Below are 14873 nucleotides of genomic sequence, written 5' to 3'. Positions count from 1 at the left end.
CGAACCGCCGAACCGCCGAACCACCGACCCACCGACCCACCGATCCACCGACTCACCGACTCACCGACTCACCGATCCACCGATCCACCGATCCACCGATCCACCGATCCGCATCGCGAACGTTTGGCTCGACATCTCACCCGCCGTTCTTCGCCGCCGCCCGCTCGACGAGCCGCGACGCGAGAAAGCGGTGTTCGGCGGAAAAGAGCCGCCGATACGTCGACAGCACGGCGCCGACGGTGCCGAGCGCGGACGCCGCGGCGATCAGGAACATGATGACGATCTGATAGCGGACCGCCTGCAACGGCGACTGCCCGGCGAGCACCTGACCCGTCATCATCCCCGGCAGGCTCACGACGCCGACGACGGCCATCTGGTTGAGCGTCGGCAGCATCCCGGCGCGCACCGCCTGCCGCGCCGCATCCTGCGCGGCCTCCCAGCGTGTCGCGCCGAGCGCGAGCGCGGTCTCGACGCGATCCCGCCGCGCGGTCAGCTCCTCCATCATCCGCTCGATGCCGAGCGACACGCCCGTCAGCGTATTGCCGAGGACCATCCCGAGGATCGGAATCGCATATTGCGGCGCGTACCACGGATGGATGCGGATCACGACGAACAGGCCGATCGCCGCGACGAACCAACTGCTCGCCCAGATCGACAGGATGCTGTCGACGCGCTGGCCCGCGTAGGTGCGCTTGCCGCGCGCGGCGCCCGCGAAGCCGGCGATCAGCGTCATCAGCGCGACAAGCGGCAGCACGACATACCAGTGCGGATGGCCGAACACCCAGCCGAGCACGTAGCCGATCGCGAGCAACTGGACGACGGTGCGCGCGGCGGCCCAAGCGAGCTTGCGGCCGAGGTCGAGCGACAGCGCGACCGAGATCGCGCCGTTGATCGCGACGAGGGCCGCCGCGATGCCGATGTCGACGAGGCTCAGATCTTGCAGCGGCGTGTTCATCGGACGTCCTCCGTCGCGACGACGTCGAGCACGCCGGCGCGCATTGTCAGGCGTCGCGCGCCGACGCGCGCCGCCTGGGCCGGATCGTGCGATATCCACAGGTACGAGCGGGCGCTCGGCGCGGCGTCGAACCATGCAGACACGAGCGCCTCGATTGCACGGGTCGAATCGGGGTCGAGTGCGGAAGTGGGCTCGTCGAGCAGCAGCACGTCGGGATCGAGCTGCAGCACGCGCAGCAGCGCGGCGATCTGCGCCTCGCCGCCCGACAGCTCGCTCGATGCCTTGCGGAGGAAATCGTCGCCGCGGCCGGCCTGCGCGGCGAGGTGCGCGACGCGGGCACGATCGAAGTGCGCGTCGCGGTAGACGGCGAGCGAATACGGGTAGCGCAGCAGATCTTCAACCGTGCCGTCGGCCGTCGCCGGGCGCTGCCGCACGTACGCGACGCTGCGCCGGTAGCGCGGAATCGCCGCGCGCGGGACGCGCTTGCAGTGCCAGAGCAGCCGGCCGCCGTCGCTCGGGTCGAGCAGGGCCAGAACGCGTAAAAATACGCTCTTCCCCGAGCCAGACGGTCCGGTGAGCGCGATCCGCTCGCCCGGCGCGAGCACGAAGTCGGTCGGGGCGAGGAGTGTCTTGCCGCTCGCCGCGTCGCGGCGGGCGATCTGTCGGGTCTCGATCAGGACATCGGCTGTCATAGATGCAAAAAACGCAAAAAACGGTAAATGGGGGCGGGTGGCGCGGTGTCGTGCGCCATAATAACCACTAGCGGCTGCGTCGCGCATGCTGCGCGGCGCGGCCGGTTCACGAAGCACAACGACGGAATCTGGCATGACGCTCACCCGTACCCTCGGCAAAACGGTGGCGTGGATCGTCGGCATCGTCGCGGTACTGACCGCGGCGCTCGGCGTGTTCATCTTCACGTTCGACTGGAATCGCGCGAAACCCTGGATCAACGAGCAGGCAAGCGCGTCGATCGGCCGGCCGTTCGAGATCCGCGGCGACATCAAGGTCGGCTGGCGGCGTCCCGACGGCGAAACCGGCTGGCGCGCGTGGGTGCCGTGGCCGATGTTCTCGGCGACCCAGGTCGTCATCGGCAACCCGGCCTGGGCGAAGGCGCTCAATTTCGCGACGCTCGACGAAGCGCGCTTCGAGCTCGCGGTCCTGCCGCTCCTCGCACATGAAGTCGTGATCCCCACGATCGAACTGGTCAATCCGGCGCTCGATGTCGAGCGCCTCGCCGACGGCCGCAACAACTGGACCTTCGAGTTCAAGAAATCCTCCGGCCCCTCGCCGTGGAAGGTGCAATTGCGCGACTTCGGCTTCGCGAAGGGCACGGTCGTGTACCGCGACGCGATCACGAAAGCCGATCTGACCGTTGCGATCGACACGCTCGGCCAGCAGATCCCGCTCGGCGACGTGCTCAAGCAGCAGGAGGAGACATCGCGGGCGGCGTCGGCGCAGCGCGTCGGCAAGAAGGGCGCCGCGCAGCTGACCGCGAAGGCGAAGGCAGAGGTCGCATCCCAGGCGTCGGCGGCCTCGGCTGCGTCGGCGCCCGAATCGGGCAAGGCTCCCGCGGCGAGCGGCGCGTCGGACGCGAATGCAGCGGCTTCGGCCGGCAAGGCTTCCGCGGCGGATCAGGCGGCGACGGCCAAGACGGCGGCAAGCAAGAGCGTTTCGTCGAATGCGACCGCCGCATCGGTGACGCACGCGCCGTCCGGCGCGAGCGCAGCGGCCGTTGCGGCTGGCAAGCCTTCCGCGCCGGGCGCGGGTGCGGCCGGCGCATCGGCCATCTCGGCAATGTCGGCCACCTCGGCCGTCCCGACGACCATGATCGCCTCCGGCGCGAGCGGCGCCAGCGCAGCGTCCGGCGCGTCCGCGGCGGCCGCTGCGAGGAAGCCGACCGGTCCGGCCTACGCGTTCGGCCTGACGGTCAAGGGCCGCTACAAGGGCGTGCCGGTAGACGGCACGGGCAAGATGGGCGGCGTGCTCGCGCTGCAGGACGCGTCGCGCCCGTTCCCGCTGCAGGCCGACGTGAAGGCGGGCGACACGCGCTTGGCGATCGTCGGCACGCTCTCCGATCCCGTGCACCTCGCGGCGATCGATCTGCGCCTGTGGCTGCAGGGTTCGAGCATGTCGCATCTGTATCCGCTCACGGGCGTGACGCTGCCCGATACGCCGCCATATGCGACCGAAGGGCGCCTCATCGGCAATTTCAAGCGCCGCGCGAGTACGTTCCGCTATGAGAACTTCAACGGCCGCGTCGGCGGCAGCGATCTGCGCGGCACGCTCGAGTACGCGCAGCGCGAGCCGCGTCCGCTGCTGTCGGGCGAGCTCGTGTCGAACCTGCTCCAGTTCTCCGATCTCGCGCCGATCATCGGTGCCGACACGGCGGCGAGCAAGGCGCGGCGCGGCGACACGACGAAGCAGCCGCCGGGCCGCGTGCTGCCTGTCGAGACGTTCCGCACCGACCGCTGGCGCGCGCTCGACGCCGACGTGAAGTTCACCGGCACGAAGCTCGTCAAGCGCGCCGACTTGCCGATCACGGACCTGTACACGCACGTCGTGATGCAGGACGGCGTGCTGTCGCTGCTGCCGCTCAAGTTCGGCGTGGCAGGCGGGTCGCTCGCTACCGACGCGCGGCTCGACGGCAGCGGTGCGCCGCTGAAGGGGCGCTTCTCCGTGTCGGCGCGCCACCTGAAGCTGAAACAGCTGTTCGCGACGCAGAAGGTGATGCAGTCGGCGCTCGGCGAGATCAACGGCGACGCCGCGCTGTCGGCGACCGGCAACTCGCCCGCGGCGCTCGCGGCGACCGCGAACGGCGAAGTGAAGGCGCTCGTGACCAACGGCGCGATCAGCCGGCTGCTGATGGAGGCGGCCGGGTTGAACGTCGCGAACGTCGTCTACGAGAAGTTGTTCGGCGGCCGCGACGTGAAGATCAATTGCGCGGCGATCGATTTTGTCGCGACCAGCGGCGTGCTCGATACGAAGGTGTTTGCGTTCGACACCGACGATGCGCTGATCAACATCGACGGCCCGATCAGTCTGCGCGACGAAACCCTGGACCTGAAGATCCATCCGCACACGAAGGGCTTCCGAGTGTTCTCGCTGCGCTCGCCGCTTTACGCGAAGGGTACGTTCAAGAATCCGGACGTCGGCGTCGATGCGGGCGCGCTCGCGTTGCGCGCGGGCGCGATGGTCGGCCTCGGACTGATCAATCCGTTCGCGGCGCTGGTCCCGCTGATCGCGCCGAGCAACAACAAGGACGTGCCGTGTTCGGTGTTGTTCGCGCAGTTGAAGACGCCGCGCAAGGCGCCCGCGCCGAACGTGTCGAAGCGGTAGCCGACGGAGGACGCCGGCAAGGCGCCTCGCCTCGCCTCGCCGCGATCGTCGCGCGGCGCGCTCGGCCCCGGTGTGCGGTGGGCGCGCCCGGCAGCGTGCTTGAAGGGCGGGCACGAACCCGCGCAGCGTAAATCGTGGGCGAATCGGCGCGGATTTGCGCCGAATGCGAAGTGCGCCGGTTTGTTCCCTCCCGATGGGATCGTGGCCGCGGCGATCGCCGCATTCGACGCATTCGACGCGTTTGGCGACGGAGTCGCTTGCAGCGGCGGAACGGCTTGGGCGGCGGTTTTCGCGATCTCGTGCAATACTGCCGCCGTCGCGCGCGCTGTCGCCGTGCGGATGTGCGCCACCGCCGTCGCGCTGCCATCGTGCGGCGCGGCCGCCGCGCTACGCCAAACGCGTCCGTTCCCGTGTCGCCGCTGCGCAAACCGATCGATCCCCGATTGTCGCAGCGCGGCCGCTTGCGGCCGTTTGCCCGCGCATTGCATGCCCGCCGAGCGCGCCTGCGAGCAGCACGTCACCGACTCCTGCTAAAATACTCGGTTTCCCGTCGATCTCTCCTCTTTCACGAGGCCACGCTGTGCTTTCTACCGCCAACATCACGATGCAATTCGGGCCCAAGCCCTTGTTCGAGAACATCTCGGTCAAGTTCGGGGAGGGCAACCGCTACGGCCTCATCGGGGCGAACGGCTGCGGCAAGTCGACCTTCATGAAGATCCTCGGCGGCGATCTCGAATCGTCCGGAGGCAACGTCGCGCTCGAGCCGAACGTCCGTCTCGGCAAGCTGCGCCAGGACCAGTTCGCGTATGAAGACGTGCGTGTGCTCGACGTCGTGATGATGGGCCACACCGAGATGTGGGCCGCGATGTCCGAGCGCGACGCGATCTACGCGAACCCGGAAGCGACCGACGACGACTACATGCACGCCGCCGAGCTCGAGGCGAAGTTCGCCGAGTACGGCGGCTACGACGCCGAGGCGCGCGCGGGCGCGCTCCTGCTCGGCATCGGCATCGAAGAGAAATTCCACAGCGGTCCGATGCGCGACGTCGCGCCGGGCTGGAAGCTGCGCGTGCTGCTCGCGCAGGCGCTGTTCTCGAATCCGGACGTGCTGCTGCTCGACGAGCCGACCAACAACCTCGACATCAATTCGATCCGCTGGCTCGAAGATACGCTCAACAACTACAACTCGACGATGATCATCATCTCGCATGATCGTCACTTCCTGAACTCGGTGTGCACGCACATGGCCGACATGGACTATGGCACGCTGAAGGTCTGGCCGGGCAACTACGACGACTACATGCTCGCGTCCGCGCAGGCGCGCGAGCGACAGGCGGCCGCGAACGCGCGCGCGAAGGAACGCGTCGCCGAGCTGCAGGACTTCGTGCGTCGCTTCTCGGCGAACAAGTCGAAGGCCCGCCAGGCGACGAGCCGCGCGAAGCAGATCGACAAGATCAAGATCGAGGAATTCAAGCCGTCGTCGCGGCAGAACCCGTTCATCCGCTTCGAGTTCGAGAAGAAGCTGCACAACATCGCGGTCGTTGCGGATACGATCACGAAGCAATACGAACGGACGATCTTCCAGAACTTCAACCTGTCGGTGCAGCCGGGCGAGCGCATCGCGATCATCGGCGAGAACGGCGCGGGCAAGACGACGCTGCTGCGTTCGCTGCTCGGCAACCTGACGCTCGATCACGGCACGGTCAAGTGGGCCGAGAACGCGAATATCGGCTACATGCCGCAGGACACGTACGAAGAGTTCCCGAACGACGTCACGCTGATGGACTGGATCGACCAGTACCGCAAGGACGGCGACGACGAGACAATGGTGCGCGGCACGCTCGGCCGCCTGCTGTTCTCGGCGGACGACATCAAGAAGTCGGTGAAGGTGCTGTCGGGCGGCGAGAAGGGGCGCATGATCTGGGGCAAGCTGATGCTCGGCCGCCACAACGTGCTCTTGATGGACGAGCCGACCAACCACATGGACATGGAATCGATCGAGTCGCTGCAAATCGCGCTCGAGAAGTTCGAAGGCACGCTGATCTTCGTGTCGCACGACCGCGAGTTCGTCAGCGGCCTCGCGAACCGGATCATCGAAGTGACGACGGACGGCACGCTCGTCGACTTCGGCGGAAACTACGAGGATTTCCTCGCGAGCAAGGGGCTGCAATAAAAGAGATGATGGCGGCGGCTCGATCGGAAATGGCCGCCGGATAATCGGATTCGGTTTTGTTCGAGGTAGGGCAGGAATGCGGTGGTCCGATGGATTTCCTGCCCTTTGTCGTCGATGCGGGCCTGGCCGTCGGTTCCCGACGGAGACGCACGGTTTCCCGCTTATTTCTTGCGTCGTTGATCGCCGTACGTCAATGGGCTCCAAGGAGATGAACCCGAAGATGTCGTGGCGTACCGATACAGGTCGACTTGCTGAGGGCCGCTGACGATTCCGCCTACCACCGCTTGTCCAAGATCGCCGCTACCGTAGGTGCTCGGTGCGGGGCCTTCGAGGTACTCGGACAGCTTCCACAGGTTTTCGCGTTGGCCTGCGCGATGGAGGTAGGCCACGGCTCGATCGGTTCCGGTGGCCCAATCCTCCATCCATTCGTCGCTCGTCATCCTGCGCCAGAATTGCGCGACGTCGACTGGAGCATCGATGTGCCAGATCGGACCGCTCCTGCCGGCGAATACTTTGCAACCGGATAGATAGTAGGTGAAGAACAGCATGTCTCGGGTCGAGATCGATCCGGGCTGCAGCGTTTGCAGTTCGCCTTGTTTCCACGGCAGCCAAAGTACTTTTGCCGGCTCGCCGTGATTGCCCGAATCGAGATCGATTCTGACGCCGCCATTCATCGAGTGAAGAAATACACTCAAGGTGCCCGGCGATTTCTGATTGAGACTCTGATCGAATTCGACAGTGAAAGCGCTGCCTGTTTTCATTGCCTGACGAATCTGGGTTTCGAGTGAATTAGGCATGGTCGTTCGTCCTTTCGAGCAAAGGCGATTCACATAGTGGGCGGGAGGTCGGTTGCGCGCTTCGAGCGGCTCGACGGAATGGGTCCGCAGGCTGTTGCGGGGCGAGGGTGTCTCCTGGTGAAATGCGATTCCTCGAGTGTAGTTCGCCCGGCGAGCCCGACGTTCTCCGCAACGATGGGGGATAACGCCCGCTTCTTATCTCGAGCAATAGGGATGCCGGGTTGGCCGATGCGTTCGACTGGGTAGAATGATCATATTTCGACCGGGAGACGAGAGGGCTGCAATGAAAACCTACGAACAGTTCTACATCGGCGGCGCGTGGCGTCCGAGCGCGGGCAAGGGCGCGATCGACGTGATCGACTCCGGCACGGAGGCCGTGATCGGTCGCATTCCCGAGGGCTCCGCCGATGACGCGAAAGCGGCCGTCGCCGCCGCGCGCGCCGCGTTCGACGGCTGGGCCGCGACGCCGCCCGCCGAGCGCGCCCGCTATCTGCACAAGATCACCGAAAACCTGAAGGCGCGCAGCGAGGAACTCGCGCAGTTGATCACGGGCGAAGTCGGCATGCCGATCAGGCTGTCGCGCGCGATCCAGGTCGGCGGGCCGGTCTACAACTGGGGCGCGTATGCGAAGCTCGCCGAGACGTTCGCGTTCGAAGAGCAGGTCGGCAATTCGCTCGTCGTGCGCGAGCCGATCGGCGTCGTCGCGGCGATCACGCCGTGGAACTATCCGCTCAACCAGATCACGCTGAAGGTCGCGGCCGCGCTCGCGGCAGGCTGCACGGTCGCGCTGAAGCCGTCCGAAGTCGCGCCGCTCAATGCGTTCATGCTCGCCGAAGCGATTCACGATGCCGGGCTGCCCGCCGGCGTGTTCAACCTCGTGTGCGGTTACGGGCCTGTCGTCGGCGAAGCGCTCGCGAGCGATCCCGATGTCGACATGGTGTCGTTCACCGGCTCGACGCGCGCGGGCAAGCGCGTCGCCGAGCTGGCCGCGGCCGGCGTGAAGCGCGTCGCGCTCGAACTGGGCGGCAAGTCGGCGTCGGTGATTCTCGACGATGCGGATTTCGTGGCCGCGGTGAAGGGTACGGTATCCGCGTGCTATCTGAACGCGGGCCAGACGTGCTCCGCGCACACGCGGATGCTCGTGCCGGAATCGCGCTACGACGAAGCGCGCGAGCTCGCGAAGTCGGCGGCCGAAGCGTATGTCGCGGGCGACCCGCGCGATGATGCGACGCGGCTCGGCGCACTCGCGTCGGCGGTTCAGCAAGCGCGCGTGCAGGGCTACATCCAGCGCGGCATCGACGAAGGCGCGGAGCTCGTCACGGGCGGCCTCGGCATGCCGGAGGGCGTTACGCGCGGCTTCTTCGTGAAGCCGACCGTGTTCGGCCGCGTGAGGCCCGATGCGACGATCGCGCAGGAGGAAATCTTCGGCCCGGTGCTGTCGATCATCACGTATCGCGACGATGACGATGCGGTGCGGATCGCGAACGATTCGCCGTATGGTCTCGGCGGCGCGGTGTGGTCGGGCAGCGACGAGCACGCGCTGCGCGTCGCGCGGCGCATTCGCACGGGCCAGGTCGACATCAATGGCGGTGCCTGGAACATGGCTGCGCCGTTCGGCGGTTTCAAACAGTCGGGGATCGGCCGCGAGAACGGCGTGTACGGGCTCGAGGAATATCTGGAATACAAATCGATGCAGTTGCGTCCGAAGAAGAACGCATAAAGAAGAATGCATAAGCGCGTATCAAGCGCGCATCTTTTTGTGACGGCACGGCATGCGTCCACGCGGACGCGTGCCGTTTTTCTTGACGACGGTCAAGGCGCTTCGCCGACAATCGCCGATCATCAAATTCTTTCTGCCGTATCGAGAGGTTGCGATGACCGATCCCACATCTTTTCCGCCGCTCAAGATTCGCGGCCGTTCGCTGTTGCCCGTCGTGCAGGGCGGAATGGGCGTCGGCATCTCCGCGCATCGGCTTGCCGGGAGCGTCGCGCGCGAAGGCGCGCTCGGCACGATCGCGAGTATCGACTTGCGCCATCACCACACCGATCTGATCGAGCGCTGCAAGCGGCGTCCCGATCGCGAAACGATGGAGGCCGCGAATCTCGAAGCGCTCGCGCGCGAGATCCAGCGCGCGAAGACGTGGAGCGAGGGCCACGGGATGGTCGCCGTCAACGTGATGAAGGCGGTGCGCTCGCACGCGGACTATGTGCGCATCGCATGCGAATTCGGTGCGGACGCGATCGTGATGGGCGCAGGGTTGCCGCTCGATCTGCCGGACATGACGCAGGGGCACGATGTCGCGCTGATTCCGATCCTGTCGGACAGCCGCGGGACTGCGCTCGTGCTGAAAAAGTGGATGAAGAAGGGGCGCCTGCCCGATGCGATCGTGATCGAGCATCCGGCGCATGCGGGCGGCCATCTCGGCGTGACGAATCTCGACGACATGGGCGATCCGCGTTTCGAATTTGCGCGCGTCATCGAAGAGACCGTGCAGACGTTCGCGTCGCTCGGGCTCGAGCGCGAGCGGATTCCGCTCATCGTCGCGGGCGGCATCAACAGTCACGAAGCGGTGCGTGCGGCACTCGCCGAAGGCGCGAACGGCGTGCAGGTGGGCACGCCGTTCGCGGTCACCGAAGAGGGCGACGCCCATCCGAACTTCAAGCACGTGCTCGCGAATGCGAAGCCGGACGACATCGTCGAGTTCGTGAGCGTCACGGGGCTGCCTGCACGCGCGGTGAAGACGCCGTGGCTCGAGCGCTATCTGCGGCACGAGGCGCGCATTCGCGCGAAGATTGGCGCGCTCAAGCAGCGCTGCCCGTCCGCGCTCGAATGCTTGACCGCGTGCGGATTGCGCGACGGCATCGAGCGCTTCGGCCACTTCTGCATCGACACGCGCCTCGCTGCGGCGCTGCGCGGCGACGTCGCGAACGGGCTGTTCTTCCGCGGTCGCGAGTCGCTGCCGTTCGGGCAGGCGATCCGCAGCGTGCGTGACTTGCTCGAGCTGCTGCTGACGGGTACCGCGCCCGAGCCTGCGACAAACCGTCCTACATTCTCGCTTGCGTGAGACTTGATGTTCATCAATATAAGTAGGGAACCATCCCCTGAGAATGAAGCCTGTTCTTAGGGGGTCCTTAACATGCGTCGTCAAACAGTTCGTAATTGCACCACCGCCATCGCCTGTGCAGCCGGCCTCGCGATGATTCCGTCGCTGTCGCATGCGGCTTCGCCCGGGGAGGGCATCAATCAAGGCGATATCATCGCGCGCGTTCGCGGGATCAGCATCATGCCGGACGAACGCACGAGCAATACGCTGTCGGCGCTGAACGTGGGCGTGAACAACGCGATCGTCCCCGAACTCGACTTCACCTACATGATTCGCGACTACCTGGGCGTCGAGCTGATTCTCGGCACGTCGCGGCATCAGATCACGTCGTCGCTCGGCGATCTCGGCGGCGTCGGCGTGCTGCCGCCGACGCTGCTGCTGCAGTACCACTTCAATCACGCCGGCAAGGTGCGGCCGTACGTCGGCGCGGGCATCAACTACACGCTGTTCTACAACAACGGGCTGCACGCGGGCGGCGAGGGGATCGGGGTCAACAACCACAGCTTCGGTCCCGCGCTGCAGTTCGGCGTCGACGTGCAAGTGACGAAGAAGCTGTTCGTCAACGTCGACGTGAAGAAAATCTGGATGCACACCGATGCGACGCTCGGCGGCCAGCCGCTCGGCCGGCTGAACATCGATCCGCTCGTCGTGGGCGTCGGCGTCGGGATGAAGTTCTAAGTATCGAAAGAATCGAAAAGTGTTGGGGTTGGCGGCACGGCTTCATGCGTGCCGTCTTTTTTTTGTGCCGATTCGCTTCGGGATGCTGATGGAATCCGTGTGCGCCGCTCGTGCGGCGGGCCGCGTGCTTACAGCTTGTCGTACTGAAAGCGCATCGCGGTGCCTTCGCGCGTGATGCGCTCCCAGACCGCCTGCTTCTCGGCGTCCGTCATGAACACCCAGTTCGAGACTTCGAGCGCCGTCCGTCCGCAGCCTTTGCAGACTTCGTCGAAGAGCGTCGAGCAGACGCCGATGCAGGGGCTGTCGGGGTTGTCGTGAAGATTCGAGGTCATCGGAACATTGAATTCGGTGGTCGCCGCACGTGCGGCAAGCCGTTATGTTAAAGCATGTGCTCGGAACGCCCGGCGAAGCCGTCGCGGGCGGTTTTGCCGACACAGTCGAGTCGCGCGGTACGAGCCTGGGCCGGGGTGCCGCGGCGGTATCGCCAGATGTCGGGGCGGCGAGTGGGCGGCGATGTCTCGTCGGCTGGCGGACGGCGCGCGGCTTTCGCAGTCGGTGGCGATTCGCGTCATTGTTCGCGCCGGCCGGCTTCGGCCGTCAGGCGGCTCGCTGTGGCGAAGCCGGGATGGTGTCCGGTTGCTGCGCAGCCGGCGTTGCCGGGTGGGCGACAGCGCGGCTCGATGCAAGCGCCGAATCGAGACGCTTGGCCGGAGCCGCCAATCCGGAACGGACAATCGGGAATGATCAATCCGGCGCCACCCATCCGGAGTTGCCCATTCCGCACTGATAATCGATGCGCTCGACCTTCGACTAGGTCGAAGCGCCGAGTTGGAGCGCACTTGAATCGAAGCGTCCATTTCCCGCATAAAACCCGCCGCATCGCCAAAACGCGAAGCCGAAATCGCGCCGACTTTCCAACCGAAATGTCAACCGGATAACCGTCGACGGAGCGCAAATCGAGCAAATCGAACAACCGCGCGTCGCCGACGTTCCGCTTGCCTACTCCGCCGTCGCGAGCTGCCAGACGAGCGCCCCGTTCAGCAGCAGGATCACGGCGGCGCACGCCCACGCGGCCGCGAGCGGCCCGCCGCGGGCCCGCCAGCCGCCCATCAGCTCGCGGCTCGACGCGAATACGATGAGCGGAACCATCGCGAGCGGCAACTGCAGGCTCAGCACGACCTGGCTCGCGACGAGCAACCGGTTCGACCCGTGCTGCCCGAACAGGCCGACTGCCGCGAGCGCGGGCCCCATCGCGAGCGCGCGAGTCAGTAGCGCGCGCTGCCAGCGCGGCAGCGTCAGTTTCAGGAAGCCTTCCATCACCGCCTGTCCGGCAAGCGTGCCCGTCACGGTCGCCGACAGCCCGCACGCGAGCAGCGCGGCAGCGAACAGCAGGCCCGCCCAGCGGTTGCCGACGAGGGGCGCGATGAGCCGGTGCGCGTCGGCGAGATCGGTGACGTCGTGATGGCCGCTTGCGTGGAACACGGCTGCCGCGACGATGAGGAGCGCCGCATTGATCACGAATGCGAATCCGAGCGATACGAACGTATCGAGGTTGACGCCGAAGAGCGCATGCCGGATCGACTGCTCGTCGCGCGCGTTCGCGTGGTGCTTGACGAGCGTCGAATGCAGGTAGAGGTTGTGCGGCATCACGGTCGCGCCGAGGATGCCGGCCGCGAGCCACAGCATGCCGGCGTCGCGCAGCAGTTGCGGCGACGGTGCGGCGCCCGCGAGCGCCGCATGCCAGTCGGGCCGTGCGAGCGCGACCTCGACCACGAAGCACAGGCCGACGAAGAAGATGAGCGACGTGATCGCCGCCTCGAGCGTACGCCGGCCGCGCCGCTCGAGCGCGAGCATTGCGAGCGTGCCGACCGCCGACGCCAGCACGCCTGTCGTCAGCGACACGCCGAGCAGCATCTGCAGCGCGACCGCCGCGCCGACGACCTCGGCGACGTCGCACGCGACGATCGCGATTTCGGCGGCGATCCACAGCAGCACGGTGACGCGCGGGTCGAAGCGCTCGCGGCATAGCTGCGCGAGGTCGCGCCCGGATACGACGCCGATCCGCGCGGCAAGCCATTGCAGTAGCATCGCCATCAGGCTCGCGGCGATCACGACGCCGAGGAGCGCGTAGCCGTAGCCCGCGCCGCCCGCGAGCGCGGTAGCCCAGTTGCCGGGGTCCATGTAGCCGACGGCGACGAGCGCGCCCGCACCGACGAACGTCGCCCAGCGGCGGCGGCCGCCCGGCCCGCCGGAGGCGGGCGGATGGCGTGACGACGCGGAGCGGGCAGCGAGCGGATTGCTGTTCATGGTGGCGGTTCGACGGACGGTTCGCCGCGCACAGCCGGAGCGGGCGCGATGTTCGGACGGGCGCGCGGCTCGTCCTCCTATATGAAACGACGAACGGGCGCCGCCTGAATTTAAGGTAGAAGATCCGTTTGTCGTGCGCGGGCCTTTTTTGAGGATGGACACGCGGCGATAACCCGATAAAATTGCGCCCACCTGCTGCGTCGCAGTGACCCGCCGCGCAATCGAAAAGTGCAAATGTGTTCCGTTTGTGCGACAAAGGCGGGAAATTTTTGTGGCGGGGCCGGATTGGTGGTAGCTTTCGGGGTTTTCAAGGGGCGGCGCGAAACGGCGCGCCGCGGCGGCGAGGCTGACGGCGATCGAATCGGTTCGATCAGGGAGAACGGGATGAAGGCAAAGGTGGCGGGCCGGTTGACGGCACTTGCGCTCTGCGCGGGCGCATCGGTGGCGGCGGCGAAGGATACGCAGCTCAACGTCTATAACTGGTCGGACTACATTGCGAAGGACACGATCCCGAACTTCGAGAAGCAATCGGGCGTCAAGGTTCGCTACGACAACTACGACAGCGACGACACGCTGCAGGCGAAGCTTCTGACCGGCAACTCGGGCTACGACATCGTCGTGCCGACCAGCAACTACGCGGGCAAGCAGATCCAGGCCGGCATCTTCGCGCCGCTCGACAAGTCGAAGCTGCCGAACCTCAAGTATCTCGATCCGCAACTGATGGCGCTCGTCGCGGGCGCCGATCCGGGCAACAAGTACGTGGTGCCCTGGGCGTACGGCACGACGGGCCTCGGCTACAACGTCGACAAGGCGCAGAAGCTCCTCGGCAAGGTGCCGCTCGACAACTGGGACATCCTGTTCAAGCCGGAGAACATCTCGAAGCTGAAGGCGTGCGGCGTGTCGGTGCTCGACGCGCCGGACCAGATGTTCGCGGCGACGCTGCACTACATCGGCAAGGATCCGATGAGCACGAACCCGGCCGACTACCAGGCCGCGATGCAGGTGCTCAAGAAGATTCGCCCGTACATCACGCAGTTCAACTCGTCGGGCTACATCAACGACATGGTCGGCGGCGACATCTGCTTCGCGTTCGGCTGGTCGGGCGACGTCGTGATCGCGAAGCACCGCGCGCTCGAAGCGAAGAAGCCGTACAAGGTCGAGTACTACGTGCCGAAGGGCGGCGCGCCCGTGTGGTTCGACGTGATGGCGATTCCGAAGGACGCGAAAAACAAGGACGCCGCGCTGCAATGGATCAACTACATCGAGGAACCGAAGGTTCACGCGGCGATCACGAACGCGGTCTACTACCCGAGCGCGAACGCGGAAGCGCGCAAGTACGTGCGTCCGGACGTCGCGAACGATCCGGCCGTCTACCCGCATCCGGACGTCGTGAAGACGCTGTTCCTGCTCAAGCCGCTGCCGCCTGAAATCCAGCGCCTGCAAACGCGTCTCTGGACCGAGCTGAAGTCGGGACGCTGACGCGCAAGCCGAAGCGCGCAGTATCGCGGCAACCCTGAGAAGCC

11 protein-coding genes are annotated in these 14873 nt (G+C 66.2%); 6 read left to right on the top strand and 5 right to left on the bottom strand.

From position 1 onward, the window contains the following. Positions 1-136: 136 nt before the first annotated feature. Positions 137-955, bottom strand: a complete 819-nt coding sequence (locus WS62_RS25630) for an ABC transporter permease (protein WP_066576876.1) — start codon at positions 953-955, stop codon at positions 137-139. Further along, on the bottom strand, positions 952-1647 hold the full coding sequence (locus WS62_RS25625) for an ABC transporter ATP-binding protein (protein WP_066576874.1): 696 nt from the start codon (positions 1645-1647) through the stop codon (positions 952-954). The genes WS62_RS25630 and WS62_RS25625 overlap by 4 nt, the downstream gene beginning before the upstream one ends. 133 nt (positions 1648-1780) lie before the next feature. Here WS62_RS25625 and WS62_RS25620 point away from each other — a divergent pair, with 133 nt between their 5' ends. Together WS62_RS25620 and WS62_RS25610 are read left to right on the top strand one after the other, a co-directional pair. Further along, entirely contained in the window at positions 1781-4291 is a 2511-nt protein-coding gene (locus WS62_RS25620) for an AsmA family protein (RefSeq protein WP_066576872.1), read from the top strand. A 580-nt stretch (positions 4292-4871) separates the two neighbouring features. Further along, positions 4872-6464: an ABC-F family ATPase gene (locus WS62_RS25610; protein WP_082721283.1), complete on the top strand. Its 1593-nt coding sequence runs from the start codon at positions 4872-4874 to the stop codon at positions 6462-6464. A 161-nt stretch (positions 6465-6625) separates the two neighbouring features. Here the strand turns inward: WS62_RS25610 and WS62_RS25605 are convergent, their stop codons facing one another. Beyond that, complete coding sequence (locus tag WS62_RS25605; protein ID WP_066576853.1) at positions 6626-7261, bottom strand: eIF4A-inactivating lethal factor BLF1; 636 nt, start codon at positions 7259-7261, stop codon at positions 6626-6628. A gap of 283 nt (positions 7262-7544) precedes the next feature. Here WS62_RS25605 and WS62_RS25600 point away from each other — a divergent pair, with 283 nt between their 5' ends. The 3 genes from WS62_RS25600 (at position 7545) to WS62_RS25590 (ending at position 11043) form a co-directional block, all read left to right on the top strand. Continuing rightward, on the top strand, positions 7545-8981 hold the full coding sequence (locus WS62_RS25600) for an aldehyde dehydrogenase family protein (RefSeq protein ID WP_066576850.1): 1437 nt from the start codon (positions 7545-7547) through the stop codon (positions 8979-8981). 154 nt (positions 8982-9135) lie between these two features. Further along, positions 9136-10326, top strand: a complete 1191-nt coding sequence (locus WS62_RS25595; RefSeq protein ID WP_066576883.1) for an NAD(P)H-dependent flavin oxidoreductase — start codon at positions 9136-9138, stop codon at positions 10324-10326. Between the two features lie 72 nt (positions 10327-10398). Beyond that, complete coding sequence (locus WS62_RS25590; protein WP_066576848.1) at positions 10399-11043, top strand: OmpW/AlkL family protein; 645 nt, start codon at positions 10399-10401, stop codon at positions 11041-11043. Positions 11044-11171: 128 nt separating this feature from the next. On the opposite strand, the gene WS62_RS25585 is transcribed toward WS62_RS25590, so the two are convergent. Both WS62_RS25585 and WS62_RS25580 read right to left on the bottom strand, forming a co-directional pair. Further along, complete coding sequence (locus tag WS62_RS25585) at positions 11172-11375, bottom strand: DUF1289 domain-containing protein (RefSeq protein WP_066493801.1); 204 nt, start codon at positions 11373-11375, stop codon at positions 11172-11174. 667 nt (positions 11376-12042) lie between these two features. Beyond that, on the bottom strand, positions 12043-13350 hold the full coding sequence (locus tag WS62_RS25580) for an Nramp family divalent metal transporter (protein WP_066576846.1): 1308 nt from the start codon (positions 13348-13350) through the stop codon (positions 12043-12045). Between the two features lie 384 nt (positions 13351-13734). On the opposite strand from WS62_RS25580, the gene WS62_RS25575 reads away from it, so the two are divergent. Then, complete coding sequence (locus WS62_RS25575; RefSeq protein ID WP_066493803.1) at positions 13735-14829, top strand: polyamine ABC transporter substrate-binding protein; 1095 nt, start codon at positions 13735-13737, stop codon at positions 14827-14829. Positions 14830-14873 lie beyond the last annotated feature (44 nt).

Source organism: Burkholderia sp. ABCPW 14 (assembly GCF_001523835.1).
GTDB classification, from domain to species: domain Bacteria; phylum Pseudomonadota; class Gammaproteobacteria; order Burkholderiales; family Burkholderiaceae; genus Burkholderia; species Burkholderia mayonis.
The sequence above is the reverse complement of the archived record's forward strand: the minus strand, read 5'-3'. Positions and strand labels throughout refer to the sequence as shown.